This window comes from Variovorax rhizosphaerae (assembly GCF_037889975.1).
GTDB classification, from domain to species: domain Bacteria; phylum Pseudomonadota; class Gammaproteobacteria; order Burkholderiales; family Burkholderiaceae_C; genus Variovorax; species Variovorax rhizosphaerae.
The window spans coordinates 1-12,826 of sequence record NZ_JBBKZT010000058.1 but is presented as its reverse complement, the minus strand read 5'-3'; the positions used below and the strand labels follow the sequence as shown (position 1 = coordinate 12,826).

The 12,826-nt window shown below is 64.3% G+C and carries 11 protein-coding genes and 2 pseudogenes; 2 read left to right on the top strand and 11 right to left on the bottom strand.

Annotation, left to right across the window (positions count from 1 at the left end):
• The coding region (locus WKW82_RS39265) for a 2Fe-2S iron-sulfur cluster-binding protein (protein ID WP_340348632.1) at positions 1-538 on the bottom strand (538 nt) is incomplete at its 3' end.
• An 87-nt stretch (positions 539-625) separates the two neighbouring features.
• Here WKW82_RS39265 and WKW82_RS39260 point away from each other — a divergent pair.
• Positions 626-2,071, top strand: coding sequence for an anion permease (locus WKW82_RS39260; protein WP_340348631.1), 1,446 nt, complete (start codon positions 626-628; stop codon positions 2,069-2,071).
• A 418-nt stretch (positions 2,072-2,489) separates the two neighbouring features.
• On the opposite strand, the gene WKW82_RS39255 is transcribed toward WKW82_RS39260, so the two are convergent.
• The 9 genes and pseudogenes from WKW82_RS39255 to WKW82_RS39215 all read right to left on the bottom strand — a co-directional run bounded on the left by WKW82_RS39255 (position 2,490) and on the right by WKW82_RS39215 (position 11,161).
• Positions 2,490-4,082, bottom strand: coding sequence for an aspartate:alanine exchanger family transporter (locus tag WKW82_RS39255; protein WP_340348630.1), 1,593 nt, complete (start codon positions 4,080-4,082; stop codon positions 2,490-2,492).
• 25 nt (positions 4,083-4,107) lie between these two features.
• Positions 4,108-4,671, bottom strand: a complete 564-nt coding sequence (locus tag WKW82_RS39250) for a radical SAM protein (RefSeq protein ID WP_340348629.1) — start codon at positions 4,669-4,671, stop codon at positions 4,108-4,110.
• Positions 4,638-6,641 (bottom strand): formate C-acetyltransferase, encoded by a 2,004-nt coding sequence (pflB, locus tag WKW82_RS39245; RefSeq protein ID WP_340348628.1) that lies wholly within the window; start codon positions 6,639-6,641, stop codon positions 4,638-4,640. Before pflB ends, WKW82_RS39250 begins: the two co-directional genes overlap by 34 nt.
• A 233-nt stretch (positions 6,642-6,874) precedes the next feature.
• Positions 6,875-7,246: a hypothetical protein gene (locus WKW82_RS39240; RefSeq protein ID WP_340348627.1), complete on the bottom strand. Its 372-nt coding sequence runs from the start codon at positions 7,244-7,246 to the stop codon at positions 6,875-6,877.
• Between the two features lie 28 nt (positions 7,247-7,274).
• A complete protein-coding gene (locus WKW82_RS39235; RefSeq protein ID WP_340348626.1) occupies positions 7,275-8,387 on the bottom strand; it encodes a porin in 1,113 nt (370 codons plus the stop codon).
• A gap of 37 nt (positions 8,388-8,424) precedes the next feature.
• Entirely contained in the window at positions 8,425-8,679 is a 255-nt protein-coding gene (locus WKW82_RS39230; protein WP_340348625.1) for an RNA-binding protein, read from the bottom strand.
• Between the two features lie 33 nt (positions 8,680-8,712).
• Positions 8,713-9,115: pseudogene (locus WKW82_RS39225) on the bottom strand (SDR family oxidoreductase); the annotation flags it as partial.
• 16 nt (positions 9,116-9,131) lie between these two features.
• A pseudogene (locus WKW82_RS39220) lies at positions 9,132-10,218 on the bottom strand (acetate/propionate family kinase).
• Positions 10,219-10,222: 4 nt separating this feature from the next.
• Positions 10,223-11,161 (bottom strand): phosphate acetyltransferase, encoded by a 939-nt coding sequence (locus tag WKW82_RS39215; protein ID WP_340348624.1) that lies wholly within the window; start codon positions 11,159-11,161, stop codon positions 10,223-10,225.
• Between the two features lie 720 nt (positions 11,162-11,881).
• Between WKW82_RS39215 and WKW82_RS39210 the strand changes: the two genes are divergently transcribed.
• Positions 11,882-12,361 (top strand): hypothetical protein, encoded by a 480-nt coding sequence (locus WKW82_RS39210; protein ID WP_340348623.1) that lies wholly within the window; start codon positions 11,882-11,884, stop codon positions 12,359-12,361.
• Positions 12,362-12,542: 181 nt separating this feature from the next.
• On the opposite strand, the gene WKW82_RS39205 is transcribed toward WKW82_RS39210, so the two are convergent.
• A partial coding sequence (locus tag WKW82_RS39205) for a hypothetical protein (RefSeq protein WP_340348622.1) occupies positions 12,543-12,826 on the bottom strand: 284 nt, incomplete at its 5' end.

Here is a 12,826-nt window from a genome sequence, read left to right as displayed (position 1 = left end):
GACTGGCGATCATCCGCCGAGCGAACAAGCCAAGGTGGTTGGGGCGGATGTACTCCGGGCACGCCACCGTGCACAGGTTGCACATGACGCACTCGTCGAAAACCTGGCCGGATGCTGCCAGCGAACCTTCTACCGCCAGGTTCACTCCACGTTGCACGTCCAGCCCCTTGGGGCATGCGCGGTCGCAGCCTCCGCAGTGTCGGCAGTTCGGCGCCTCGGGAAAGAACTCAAGGAGCTTGCGCGGCGCCTGCCAGCTGTCGGTGAGTTCTTCCATGCGATAGCCATGGCGGCTTGAAGGCGTGAGGTAGTCGAGAAACGAGACCTGCATGCCGTCCTCGACCACGGTCTCGCAGGCAAGCAGGGTCTTGACTTCCTGCTGGTCGGCGCGCCGGACCATGACACGGCATGAGCCACACACACCCTGCCCCATGCATCCGACGCCCTCGACAAGCGTCTCCCCGGCCTGCACGTAGGCTTGCAGGATCGAACTGGTGGTCGGTGCGGTGATTGACCGGCCTACAACGATGAGGCGTACCATCTTGTCGGTCCTGCCCTTGGCTGCGATGGGGGCCACGGTGATCCTTCAGCGGTGGACGTTTAAACAATAGCACGTCGAGGAGGTCTCATGAACATCTTCTGGAAAGCTATTGCGCCCGTTGCCGTGGCCATCGCCATTGCGCTAGTTCCAGCGCCGCAGGGGCTCGGGCAGCATGCTTGGTATTACTTTGCCATCTTTGCTGGCGTGATCGTCGGGCTCATGCTTGAGCCGATCCCGGGAGCGGCCATCGGCCTCATCGCGGTCACGCTGGTCACCGTGTTGTCGGAGTGGGTGTTCTTCAGCCCCACGGAACTCGCCAAGCCGGGCTTCAATGCTGCCAACACGTCGCTTGCTTGGGCATTGTCCGGCTTCGCCAATGGCACCGTATGGCTGATCTTCGGCGCGTTCATGTTTGCCCTTGGCTACGAGAAGACGGGCCTTGGAAGGCGCATCGCATTGATGCTGGTGCGGGCGATGGGCCGGCGGGCGCTCACCCTGGGGTACGCGATTGCCGCCGCGGATACGCTCCTTGCACCGTTCACGCCTTCGAACACGGCGCGCAGCGGCGGCACGATCTTCCCAGTCATCCGCAATCTGCCGCCGCTCTACGACTCGAAGCCGAACGATCCATCGGCGCGGCGCATTGGCTCCTACATCATGTGGACTGCGATAGCCACCACTTGCGTGACGAGCTCGATGTTCCTCACCGCACTGGCACCCAACCTGCTCGCCATCGAGTTGGCGAAGAAGGCGGCCAACGTCGAGATCGGATGGATGCAGTGGTTTCTTGCATTCGCGCCGGCGGGCGTCGTGATGCTTCTGGCTGTGCCTTTGCTTACCTACGTGCTCTACCCGCCAGAGGTGAAGGAAAGCAAGGAAGTGCCGGCATGGGCAGCGCAAGAGTTGGTCAAGATGGGACGATTTTCTGCACGCGAAGGCATCCTGGGGGGCCTTGTCCTGCTCGCACTGGCCTTGTGGATCTTCGGTGGCGAGATCATGAACGCCACGACGGCAGCACTGGTCGTCATCTCGCTGATGCTGCTCACGGGCGTGGTCTCCTGGGAGGACATGCTGGCGAACAAGCAGGCATGGAACACTTTTGCCTGGTTTGCCACGCTTGTGGCCTTGGCGGACGGTCTCGGCCGCACCGGCTTCGTCAAATGGTTTGCCGATGCGATCGCGGGCCACATGGTCGGCTTCTCGCCGACCGTCGCGGCCGTCATTCTTGTGCTGATCTTCTTTTTTTCGCACTACATGTTTGCCAGCGTGACCGCCCACACCACGGCCATGCTGCCGGTCATGCTGGCCGTTGGCTCAAGCGTTCCCGGAATGCCGATGGAGCCCTTCACGCTGATGCTCGTGGTCACTTTGGGCATCATGGGCATCCTTACTCCCTACGGCACCGGGCCCAGCCCGGTGTACTTTGGCAGCGGCTATCTGCCCGCTGGCGACTACTGGCGGCTTGGCGCGATTTTCGGCGTGATCTTTATCGCCTTGTTCCTTTTGATCGATGTGCTGCCGCGTGTGCTTTAGCCATATCCCAGCCGGCTCTTGTGGATGTGGGGATCTAACCGGGACAACGGGGACCGTCTGACCTGAAGACTGCCGGGGGATGGCGCGCCCAAGACGTGTTCGTTCCCACCATGAAACAAGCCGGGGATCGATGAGGCGACCCGCCGACACCACGAATTGGGCGTTCAGCAAGTCAGCTTGGCTTGCCTGCGCCATCGGCCCCGACGCCCATTGACACGAGGTGGGACAGTAGCCAGGAATGAGGGGACGTGTAGGGCAGTAGATCTCTGCCTTGAACTTTTTGTCTGAGCGCGCGCGGGGCACCCAAACACACCTCTTCGATATGGCTACTCTCCAGCGGAATGGGGTCCGCCCACGGGCGGCAAGCAGGCAGACTGCATCCCTGTTGCTGCTGCCGAAGAAGGACTCACAAGGAAGCTTATCCGCTCAAAAGCGCCGGCACGATGTCCACGAAGAGGATCTTCACGATCGTCATGCCCGGAAAGATCATCGCGTAGCCAAGATCGGGCTTCTCCGTCGGGGTCAGCTTGTTCGAGTACGCGAGGATGGCGGGATTGCCGCAGGCGCCGGCCACGATCCCGGCCACTTCGTCATAGGGCATCTTGAACACGCCCAGTCCCAGGATGAGGATCGGCACCACGAGCGCCGCCACGACGATGGCGGCCAGTCCGATCATCAGGAACCCCGTCTGCGAAACCGTGGCCACGAACTTGGGCCCCGACGACATGCCCACCTGCGCCAGGAAAAGCGTCAGGCCGAGGTTGCGCAGCACCAGGTTGGCTGACAGCGGGATGGTCCAGTTCAAGCCGCCGGTACGGCGCATGTTGCCGAGGATGAGCGCCACGATCAGCACGCCCGACAGGCCCAGCGCGAGCTTGCCGATGCCCGGCAGCGGGAAGTTGATCGCGCCGAGCAGGAAGCCGAGCGCCATGCCGAGGCCGATGGAGATGTAGCTGAACTCGGCGGTCCCCTTGATCGAGTCGCCGAAGAACTTGCGCAGCGACGCGAAGTCGTCGCGATGCGCCAGCAGGCCGACACGGTCACCGTACTCGAGCACCAGGTTGTCGTTGGGCACCATCTCGGCGTCGCCACGCCGCACATGCACGAGCACGTGGGGCTTGCCATCCGGCAGCTTCAGGTCCGCCAGCGTGCGCCCGACGGCGGCCGGGCGGGATGCGAAGACGCGGATGTAGTCCAGGTCGCGGCGGTCCCCCGTCATCCGCCCCTGGTGCACTTCACCGAGTTGGTTGGCCGCCTCTTGCAGCGTCTCGGGGCTCTTCCCGGTCACCAGCAGGACATCGTTCGGCTGAAGTGCGGTCTCGTGCGTGGCGGGCACGTTGTGATGCGCACGCCGCAGCGCCGCGATCTCGATGCCCGCAGGCAAGCCGGCCAGCAGGTCGCCAACGGTCTTGCCCTTGATGACAGCGTCGTCCGGCGCGATCTCGAGCATCTCCAGCCCCCCTCCGGCGGGCACCTCGATCTTCGGCTTGAGCACCATGAACGTGATGTAGAGGAAGAGAATCGGCCCCGCCACACCCAACGGATAGGCCACCGAGTAGCCGACGGCCGGGTCGTCATTGCCCAGCGTCACGATGGCCGCCTGCAGCGTCGGCGTGCTGGTGCCGGCGCCCGCGAACAGGCCAAGCGTATGGCCCAGGTCGAGGCTCGTCATCTTGAGGAACAGCACGCTGACCACGCCGGACAGCAACACGCCTGTCAGCGCGATCAGGTTGGCCTTGCGACCGGCCGCACTCGTGAGCCCGAGGAAGAACTGCTTGCCGTATTGCACCCCCACGGCATAAAGGAACAGCGCCAGGCCAAGCGTGCCGACCATCGGCGCCGGCGCCGATTTCGGTACCAGCCAGCCCATGAACAGCGCCACGAAAAGCACAGCGCCCACACCGAGCGAAAAGCCCTTGATGTTGACCTCGCCCAGCAGGTAGCCGAGGGCGATGGTCAGGAACATCGCCATCATCGGCTGGGGTCCAAGCGTGCTGCTCAACCATTCCATATCGTTCTCCTTCTTGTTGTCTGGATCAGTACACCGTCACGCCGCGGCTGCGGAACTGGCCTCGGACGCGCTCCGTCAGTTCCGGGGAAGGCGGCTCGACATCCTTCAGCGGATATTCGAGACCGAGCTGCTCCCACTTGTCCTTGCCCATCTGGTGGAAGCGCAGGATCTCGACGCGCTCCAGCGACTTCAGGCCCGCGCAGAACTCGGCCACCTTTTCCACGTTGTCGAAGCCGTCGGTCAGGCCCGGCACCAGCACGTAGCGCACCCACATCGGGCGCCCCAGGTCGGACAGGCGGCGCGCGTAGTCGAGCGTCGGCTGCAGCGGCTGGCGCGTGACCTGCTCGTAGATGACCGGGTCGCCGGATTTGATGTCGAGCAGGTGCAGGTCGATGTACGACAGGTCCTCGTCCGTCATGCGATCGCCCAGCCGCCCGGCGGTGTCGATGCAGGTGTGCAAACCGAGCTGCTTGCAGCGCTTGAAGATCTCGATGGCAAACGCCTTCTGCACCATCGGCTCGCCGCCGGAGATCGTGATGCCGCCCTTGCTGATCTTCAGCACCTGCGCGTACTTCTTGATCTCCTGCATGGCACGTGCGATTTCGCGACCGACATCAGTGCCGCCAGCGCGCCATGCGTGTCGCGCCCGTTGGATGGGTTGGCGCCGGGTGCGAAAGGCTCGCCCTTCTTGCGCCCGTCCGGCGTGTCGCCGGTGCCCTTGCCGTAGACCACGTTCGACGTGATGGTCAGCACCGACTGCGTGTGCACCGCGCCACGGTAACTCGGGTACATGCGGATCTTGCTCATCATCTTCGACACCAGGTCGCGCGCGATGTCGTCGACCTGGTCGTCGTTGTTGCCGAAGCAGGGGTATTCGCCCGTGGTCTCGAACGAGGTGATGAGCCCGCGTTCGTCGCGGATCGGCTTCACCTTCGCGAATTTGATCGCCGACAGGCTGTCCGCCGTATGCGAGAGCCCGGCGATGCCGCAGGCCAGCGTGCGCAGCACGTCGCGGTCATGCAGCGCCATCTCGATGGCTTCATAGGCGTACTTGTCGTGCATGAAGTGGATGACGTTGAGCGCATTGACGTAGGTCTTCGCGAGCCAGTCCATCATCGGGTCCAGCCGCTGCATCACCTGATCGTAGTCGAGCACCTCGCCCGTCACCGGGGCCAGTTGCGGCCCGATCTGCGCGCCGCTCACCTCGTCGCGCCCGCCGTTCAGCGCGTAGAGCAGCGTCTTCGGCAGGTTCACCCGCGCGCCGAAGTACTGCATCTGCTTGCCCACGCGCATGGCCGACACGCAGCAGGCGATGGCGCAGTCGTCGCCCCACTTCGGGCGCATCAGATCGTCGGACTCGTACTGGATGGAACTGGTGTCGATCGAGGTCTTGATGGCGAAGCGCTTGAAGCCCTCCGGCAGGTTGACCGACCAGAACACCGTCAGGTTGGGCTCGGGCGCCGGGCCGAGGTTGTTGAGCGTGTGCAGCATGCGGAATGCGCTCTTGGTCACCAGCGTGCGCCCGTCCTCGCCCTGCCCGCCCACCACCTCGGTGACCCACACCGGGTCGCCCGAGAAGAGCGCGTTGTACTCGGGCGCGCGCAGGAAGCGGACGATGCGCCACTTGATCACCAGGTCGTCGATGATCTCCTGAGCCTGCGCTTCGTTCAGCTTGCCCTCGCGAATGTCGCGCTCGAAGTAGATGTCCCAGAAGGTGGACAGGCGCCCGGCCGACATCGCCGCGCCGTTCTGCTGCTTGATGGCGGCGAGGTAGCCGAAGTAGGTCCACTGCACCGCTTCGCGGGCATTCGACGCGGGGCCGGAAATGTCGTAGCCGTAGCGTGCACCCATCTCCTTGAGTTCCTTGAGCGAACGGATCTGCTCGGACAACTCTTCGCGCAGGCGGATGACTTCCTCCGTCGAGTGCCGCTCGTCGAGTTCCTGCTTCTCGCGTTCCTTGTCGGTGACCAGGAAGTCGACGCCGTACAGCGCGACGCGGCGATAGTCGCCGACGATGCGCCCGCGGCCGTAGGCATCCGGCAGGCCGGTGACCACGGAGGCCGAGCGCGCCCTGCGGATGTCGGGCGTGTAGGCATCGAAGACACCGGCGTTGTGGGTCTTGCGGTACTTGGTGAAGATGTCGATGAGCGACGGATCGGGCTCGTAGCCGTAGGCGCGCAGGCTGTCCTCCACCACGCGCCAGCCACCGAAGGGCATGATCGCGCGCACCAGCGGTGCGTCGGTTTGCAGGCCCACGATGATCTCCTGCTCCTTGTCGATGTAGCCGGCCTCGTGCGCCAGGATGCCCGAGGGAATCTGCGACACGCCCAGGATGCCTTTTTCGCGCTCTTGCGCCAGCAGCGGCTTGAGCTTGTCCCACATCGCCTGGGTGCGCGCCGTGGGCCCCTGGAGGAAGCCGCCGTCGCCTTCATAGGGTGTGTAGTTGCGCTGGATGAATTCGCGCACGTTGACCCGGCTCTGCCAGATGCCGGGATTGAAATCGCGCCACGCGCCTCCTGCCATCTTGGCCGCGATATCAAACGCAAGTGGGGTGTCCATGACTGTCTCCTTCGAATGACGCGCGTGGCATCTGCTTTCGCCGCAAGGCGGCCTTTAAGGCGAGCCATTGGCCCGCCCCCTGTGAAACCGATCCTGGTGTCGAGCCACCCCTGCCCACGTGCGCGATGAACTCGCGTCCGAAGGTATTCCGCGAACCAGCGATGCAACGAAGTCCCTGGCCGCGCGGCGCGACCACCTTGCCTTGTTTGGATCGCCACGACCCACAGCGCATATCAGTAGCTTTGCTCGCCCGCACGGATCTCGCCCGCCTTGTTGGCACGCGCGGCCTCGGTCTTGTAGGGCGCACGCGCTGCATCGCGCTCGGGGCTGAAGTAGCTCGGCAGGGGTGCGGGCCCTGAAGGCTTTGCAGCCGGTGGAACTGGGGTTCGGCGCGCCTTGTACGCGGCCTCGCGTCCCTCGGCCGAATAGGAGCGCCGGGGATCGGGAATCGGATTGCCCTCGCCCATTTGCGGGCCGCGTGCGGCCTCGGCGCCTGCCTTCATCCGCGCGGCCCTCGCCGCTTCGGCGTCGGTGCCCGCTGGCTGTGAAATCGCTGCTGCCGGAAGCATCCTCGCGATCACAAGAATTGCTTTCGGGACTCTCATTCGTGTCCTCCATGGTGCCGTTGAGGCATCAGAAGCTGTGCCGCAATCCGAGGTCGTAGCCATTGGAACTTCGATCCGGCGCTGTCAGGGAACCGGCGAGCGCACCCGACGCCCCGCCACTGTTGTCCAGGTGTGCGTAGGTCGCATAGACCGCCGTGCGCTTGGAGAAGTTGTAGACATAGCCGATGGCGAACTTGCGGCTTCGCGGACTGCCCACCTCGTCGGTTCCGTAGGTCGAGTAGGACAGGCGCACTTGGTCGACCCCAACCGGAATACTGCCGCCGACCAGGTACCCGGTGCCGGTGACGGGCACGATGCGATCGACCTTTTCGCGGTAGTAGCCGCCCGAAAGCTTCAGGAATCCGAAGTCGTAGGAGGCGCCGACGTTCACGGAGTTGATGTCCCCGGTCGTGTCGCTGCGCGCGAACTTCGTCTCCGCGGAACTGACCGCCACCGCGAACCCGCCGATGCCGTACCCGATGCGCGCGGCATAGCCATTGCCGTCCTTCAAGTTCGGATTGGCAATGGTGGACGGGCTGTACGAGATGTTCTCGCCCATGAAGTACTGGACCTCCCCGAAGAAGCCGCCCAAGCCCGGTGGCAGGAAGTAGCCGACCATGTTCGACGCGCGCGTGGCAGTGGGCCCGCCCAGCGTGCCGACGTGCGGCTGCGAGGCCCCGACGCCATTCGTGCCGAAGGGGTCCACCTGCTCGCGATTCCGGTAGATGGCCGTGAAGTCGCGTCCGAGGCGCACCTCGCCCCATATGTCGATCACGCTGACCGTGGCACGCCGGTTGAAGGAGATGAAGTCGCCCGACGTGGCACCCGCAGGCGTGTTGTTGCTATTGCCCGCGACGCCGCCGCCGTCGTCGACGTTGAAGCCGGCTTCCAGCCAGAAATTGATGCCCAGGCCGCCACCCAGGGCCTCGTTGCCGCGGAAGCCGAACCTCGAAGGCTGATAGGCCCCGCTGGACAGCTGTGTCTTGCTCGCGTCGCTTCCGGTGCCATACGTGACGGCTGCATCCACGATGCCGAAGAGTGTCACGCTGCTGCTGGTGATGGGCGCCTGTCCGGTGCTGGACTGCGCAAAAGCCGCGCTCACAAACACGAAGTTGGCGGCCAGCGTGAGCTTCACTCGCATCGTCGTCTCCTTGATTCCTTGGGGCGCCGCGCCGACGTCAGGCGAAATCGTCCTTGAGCATCTGGGCGACGATCCGCCCCTTGCGCCAGTAGAGATCGTGGATGCGCTCCCTGGGGTTGCGCAGCGCGTCGGCATCCACATTCGCGAAAGTCAGGATGACCGCGGGGCGGGGTCCGTCGTGACTCACTTGCTGAATCTCGCTGAGGGCCGAAAGGCCATACTTCTGGAGAAAGTTGCGAATGTCCTCGTCCGAGATTCTGCGCTCGATATTTCCCAACCAGAGACGTGCCATTCGCATCTCCTCGTGATGCGGCCATGAACCAGATCAGGCCATGATGTTGACGCCACCGTCGATGTAGAGCGTCTCGCCAGAGAGCCGTTGCGGCGACATGGCGTGCACCCGGATGCCGCGCGGCCCCAGTTCTTAGGCGAGATAGCGCGCCGATGCTTCCAGAGCCGCCTTCACCGACTCTATGACGTTGTAGTTGGCGACCACCTTGTTCGCCCCTTCGTAGCACATGGTGAGCAGCGTGCCGCCATCCTTCATCAGCGGCGCGGCAAGGCGCGCTATCCGCACGAAGGAAATGGCATGAGATGTCCGTGGCACTCGAGAAGCCTTCGGCCGAGCAGTCCAGCAGGCCGCCTTGCAGGTCATCCTTCGGCGCCCATGCGATCGAATGCGCCACCGCATCGAGGCGCCCCCACTCCAATTCTAGGCGTGCGAACAGCAAGAGAGGCGGTGTTTCAGGTGCCATGTGCTTCTCCGTGCAGGCCGAGCGTCTTGCAGGTGTGTCGGGCAATCATCAGTTCCTCGTTCGTGGGGATGGCCCATGCCGAGACCTTGCTCGACGGCCTGCTGATGCGCGGTCCAGCCGGTCTGATTGGATGCCGGGTCGAGTTCCACGCCCAGCCAGGCCGCTTGCCGGCAAACGCGCTCGCGCAGCGACGCGGCGTTCTCGCCGATGCCCGCGGTGAACACCAGCGCATCGATGCCACTTGCGGCCGCCGGGAGCGAGCCGAGTTCACGCCCGATCCGGTACGTGTAGAGCTCGACGGCGAAGCGGGCCCGCGGGTCATCGCTGCCGAGCAGCACCCGCATGTCGCCGGACAGGCCCGAGACGCCGAGCAGCCCGGACTTCTTGTAGAGCAGGTCCTCCACGGCGCGCGCGTCCATGCGCAGCTCGTCCATCAGGTGCCGCCGTTGCCCAGGTGCGCGACGATGGTCCGGCCTGATGCCGCGACGGTATCGAAGGCCGGCAGCACGCTGGCGACGTATTCGTAGGACAGGCCGTGGAATTCGTAGCGCTGCACGCCCAGGCTGGTGATCGACGCCGACAGCGCGAAGGCCTGCGCAACCTCGGGCCGGGCACGATGTAACGCGGTGTCGAAGCAGGCCACCTGGGGCAGCTCGGGCCGCAGCCTCGCTGATGACAATCGGCTTCAGGTTGTGAGGCTGGTGCAGGGGCGCGAGTGGCACCAGCTTCTCGAGTTCAGCGACCACCTCGGGCGTGGCGCGAACGGGTTGCGAGAACGCCAGCCCGCCATGCACCACGCGGTGGCCGACCGCCGCCAGCGCGAAGTCGCCGAGATGCGTGCGCAGGAACTCCGCGAGCCACGCAATGGCGCCGTCGTGGCCCAGTTCCGTGCCCTCGTCCCATGTCCGGGCACCCACCGAGGCGTCTTGTCCATCGACGGCCGGGAAACGCGGTGCGCTGTAGATGCCTTCGACCTGGCCGCGCAAGACAAGCACCAACGCATCGCACTTCAATGCAAAGGCACTGAACTTGATGTTCGACGAGCCCGCGTTCAGGACGAGGATCATGCCGACCATGGATTCATCCCATGACATTCAGTTTGTCGCGCCGTGCCTTGGCCACCATCGCGGCCACCGCGCAGGAGGCCAGCCGAGAGGTCACCGAGTCGGCCCGGCTCGTCAGGATGATCGGCACCCGCGCACCGAGGACGATGCCCGCGGCATCGGCGCCGGCCAGGAAGGACAGGCTCTTGGCCAGCATGTTGCCGGCCTCCAGGTTGGGCACCATCAGCACGTTCGCGCGCCCGGCGACCGGCGAATCGATGCGCTTGATCTGCGCCGCTTCCATGTTGATGGCGTTGTCGAGCGCCAGCGGGCCGTCCACCGTCGCGCCGGTGATCTGGTGGCGGTCCACCATCTTGCACAGGGCGGCCGCTTCCACCGTGGACGGAACCTTCGGGTTGACCGTTTCCATGGCCGAGAGAATGGCCACCCGCACGTCTTCCAGCCCCAGCGCATGCGCCAGGTCGATGGCGTTTTGCAGGATGTCGGCTTTTTCCTCCAGCGTCGGCGCGATGGAGATGGCCGCGTCGGTGATGATCAACGCATGCTCGTAGGCGGGCACGTCCATCACGAAGCAGTGGCTGACGCGCCGGGACGTGCGTAGGCCCCCTTCCCGCCTCACCACGGCAACCATCAGTTCGTCGGTGTGCAAGCTGCCCTTCATCAGGGCCTCGGCCTTGCCCTCGTGCACCAGCTGGACGCCCACCTGTGCCGCAGCCGTGCTGTGTGGCGCGTCGACCAGCGGATAGCCGGAGATGTCGATGCCGCAGGCCTTCGCCATGCTTTCAATGCGCGCGCGAGGTCCCACCAGGATCGGCGCGATCAAGCCGAGCGATGCGGCTTGGTGCGCGCCGGTCAGCGAGCTCTCGTCGCATGGATGCACGACCGCCGTCGGCGTCGGCGGCAGCGCTTGGCACTGTGCGATCAGGCGGTCATATTTCTCGTGCGGTGCGCTCATCTTGCTGCCTTCTTGCGTGCTGGCGGCTGGCCCAGGCGCCTACCGGTTGTTGTGTCGTCACCCGACGAGGGTCGCGTCGTCGCGACGGCTTCACCTAGCTCGCGCGAAAGCGGCTCACCATCGCCTTCTGCGCATCAGTCAGCGCACGCCTCAGGACTCGATGACCGGCTGCCACTGGTCAAAACTATTTGTCGTCATGTCCTGAATCAAGCTTGGGTCGAGCAATATTGAGCAAACTAAATCCTATAGCCCCTTGACGGGGCGGACTTGCGCCAGATCAATTGCGCAGCAATGGCGCGCGCCGAGCGTCAGCGTTTCGTGCTGTCTTCCTCCTCGTTGACCACGCAGTCTCAACACTCCGGTCGAGGCACGCACGAGCGTTTCAATGTGGGCCCTGGCACGTGCGCCGTGGTGCGCCCGCGCACTGGCCCTGGCGGGATGCGCTACTACCCCTCTCCGGTGCCCGCGCCGGTTGCCGCACCGGCCAACTATGGCCGTTCTCTCAACGCGGCGGGCGACGCGATGCACATCAGGGCCCGTCCATCGGCGTCGAGGACCGCGGCAGTGGAATCATCGTCGGACGCCACGACCCGGGCACGGTGACCGCGACGATCCGCCGGCAGGGCGACGGCACGCCGCGCGAATCCCTCGTTGACAAATGCTTACGTTTCCACAGAATTCTTCGACCCTGAGTACCAAAGAACTAAGAAGAGGACACCGATGAATAATCTCCTCCAGATTCAGCCGCTGATCGTTGGGATGGCCGTCGTCTTGATCGTGCTGGCGCTTGCCTATTTCGCCCTGCGGCGAAAAGATGTGAAAGTCCAATCGAAGCGCCTCATCGATTCCGCACGCATGCGCTCAGGCTACGTGCCGCTCGAGGTTCCGACATCCCTTGGCCTTCCCGAAAGGTATATCCAAGATGAAGGCCAGCAGGTAACAGTCGACGAGATGCCGCGTCTTAGGATTCGCTATCTCGGCGTGAATTGCAAAAAGGTTCAGCAGGATCTTCAGGTGGAGTACCTCGACCTGAAGAAGAAGCTACTCACTTGCCACATCGGTGTGGCGGGCGATGTGCAAAGGATTTTCCTTCACCAGGTCCTGGCAGTCGGAAATGCGGAGACGGGGAAACAGTTCGACCTCGACACGTGGGTGGAGACCGTGCGAGTCGCGCGCCGCCGGCGAAGCTTGCAGCAGTAGCGGTCGGCCGCGTCACGGGCATCCCGCGCGGCGGCGTGCGGTCACCCAAAAGTCTTGCTGCGTACAAGTGAGATTCCAAACCCCACCCTCACAACCCCAGCCTCGGAGTTCCGAAGCCACCGAGATCGGGTTGATCCCGTGGCGGGCCGGAATCCGCTGCCAGAAATCTCGACAACGGAGATCAACGCTGACGTTCGGCGCGGGCCAGGCGCGGAACCGGTCCGGCGGCAGATGCGTCCGCGAACGAAAACGCTTTGCAAGGCCTGCGTTGCCTGCGCCATTGATTCCCGGGCTCGGCGCCCGATGAAAGGGGCTCAGGGCATGCTTCGATCAACTCTTTTCGTGTTGCCACGCTCTGAACCGCCCCGGATTTTGAGGAGGCTCCTTCGATTGAGAATGGAGCCAAGATGAGGAAGTCACCGAAGTTTTCCCCCGAGGTCATGGATCGCGCGGTGCGCATGGTCT

Excerpts from the sequence above, each read along its gene's own strand:
- WKW82_RS39260 (WP_340348631.1), top strand. The coding sequence starts at position 626 with ATGAACATCTTCTGGAAAGCTATTGCGCCCGTTGCCGTGGCCATCGCC.
- WKW82_RS39255 (WP_340348630.1), bottom strand. The coding sequence starts at position 4,082 with ATGGAATGGTTGAGCAGCACGCTTGGACCCCAGCCGATGATGGCGATG.
- WKW82_RS39250 (WP_340348629.1), bottom strand. The coding sequence starts at position 4,671 with ATGCAGGAGATCAAGAAGTACGCGCAGGTGCTGAAGATCAGCAAGGGC.
- pflB (WP_340348628.1), bottom strand. The coding sequence starts at position 6,641 with ATGGACACCCCACTTGCGTTTGATATCGCGGCCAAGATGGCAGGAGGC.
- WKW82_RS39240 (WP_340348627.1), bottom strand. The coding sequence starts at position 7,246 with ATGAGAGTCCCGAAAGCAATTCTTGTGATCGCGAGGATGCTTCCGGCA.
- WKW82_RS39235 (WP_340348626.1), bottom strand. The coding sequence starts at position 8,387 with ATGCGAGTGAAGCTCACGCTGGCCGCCAACTTCGTGTTTGTGAGCGCG.
- WKW82_RS39230 (WP_340348625.1), bottom strand. The coding sequence starts at position 8,679 with ATGGCACGTCTCTGGTTGGGAAATATCGAGCGCAGAATCTCGGACGAG.
- WKW82_RS39215 (WP_340348624.1), bottom strand. The coding sequence starts at position 11,161 with ATGAGCGCACCGCACGAGAAATATGACCGCCTGATCGCACAGTGCCAA.
- WKW82_RS39210 (WP_340348623.1), top strand. The coding sequence starts at position 11,882 with ATGAATAATCTCCTCCAGATTCAGCCGCTGATCGTTGGGATGGCCGTC.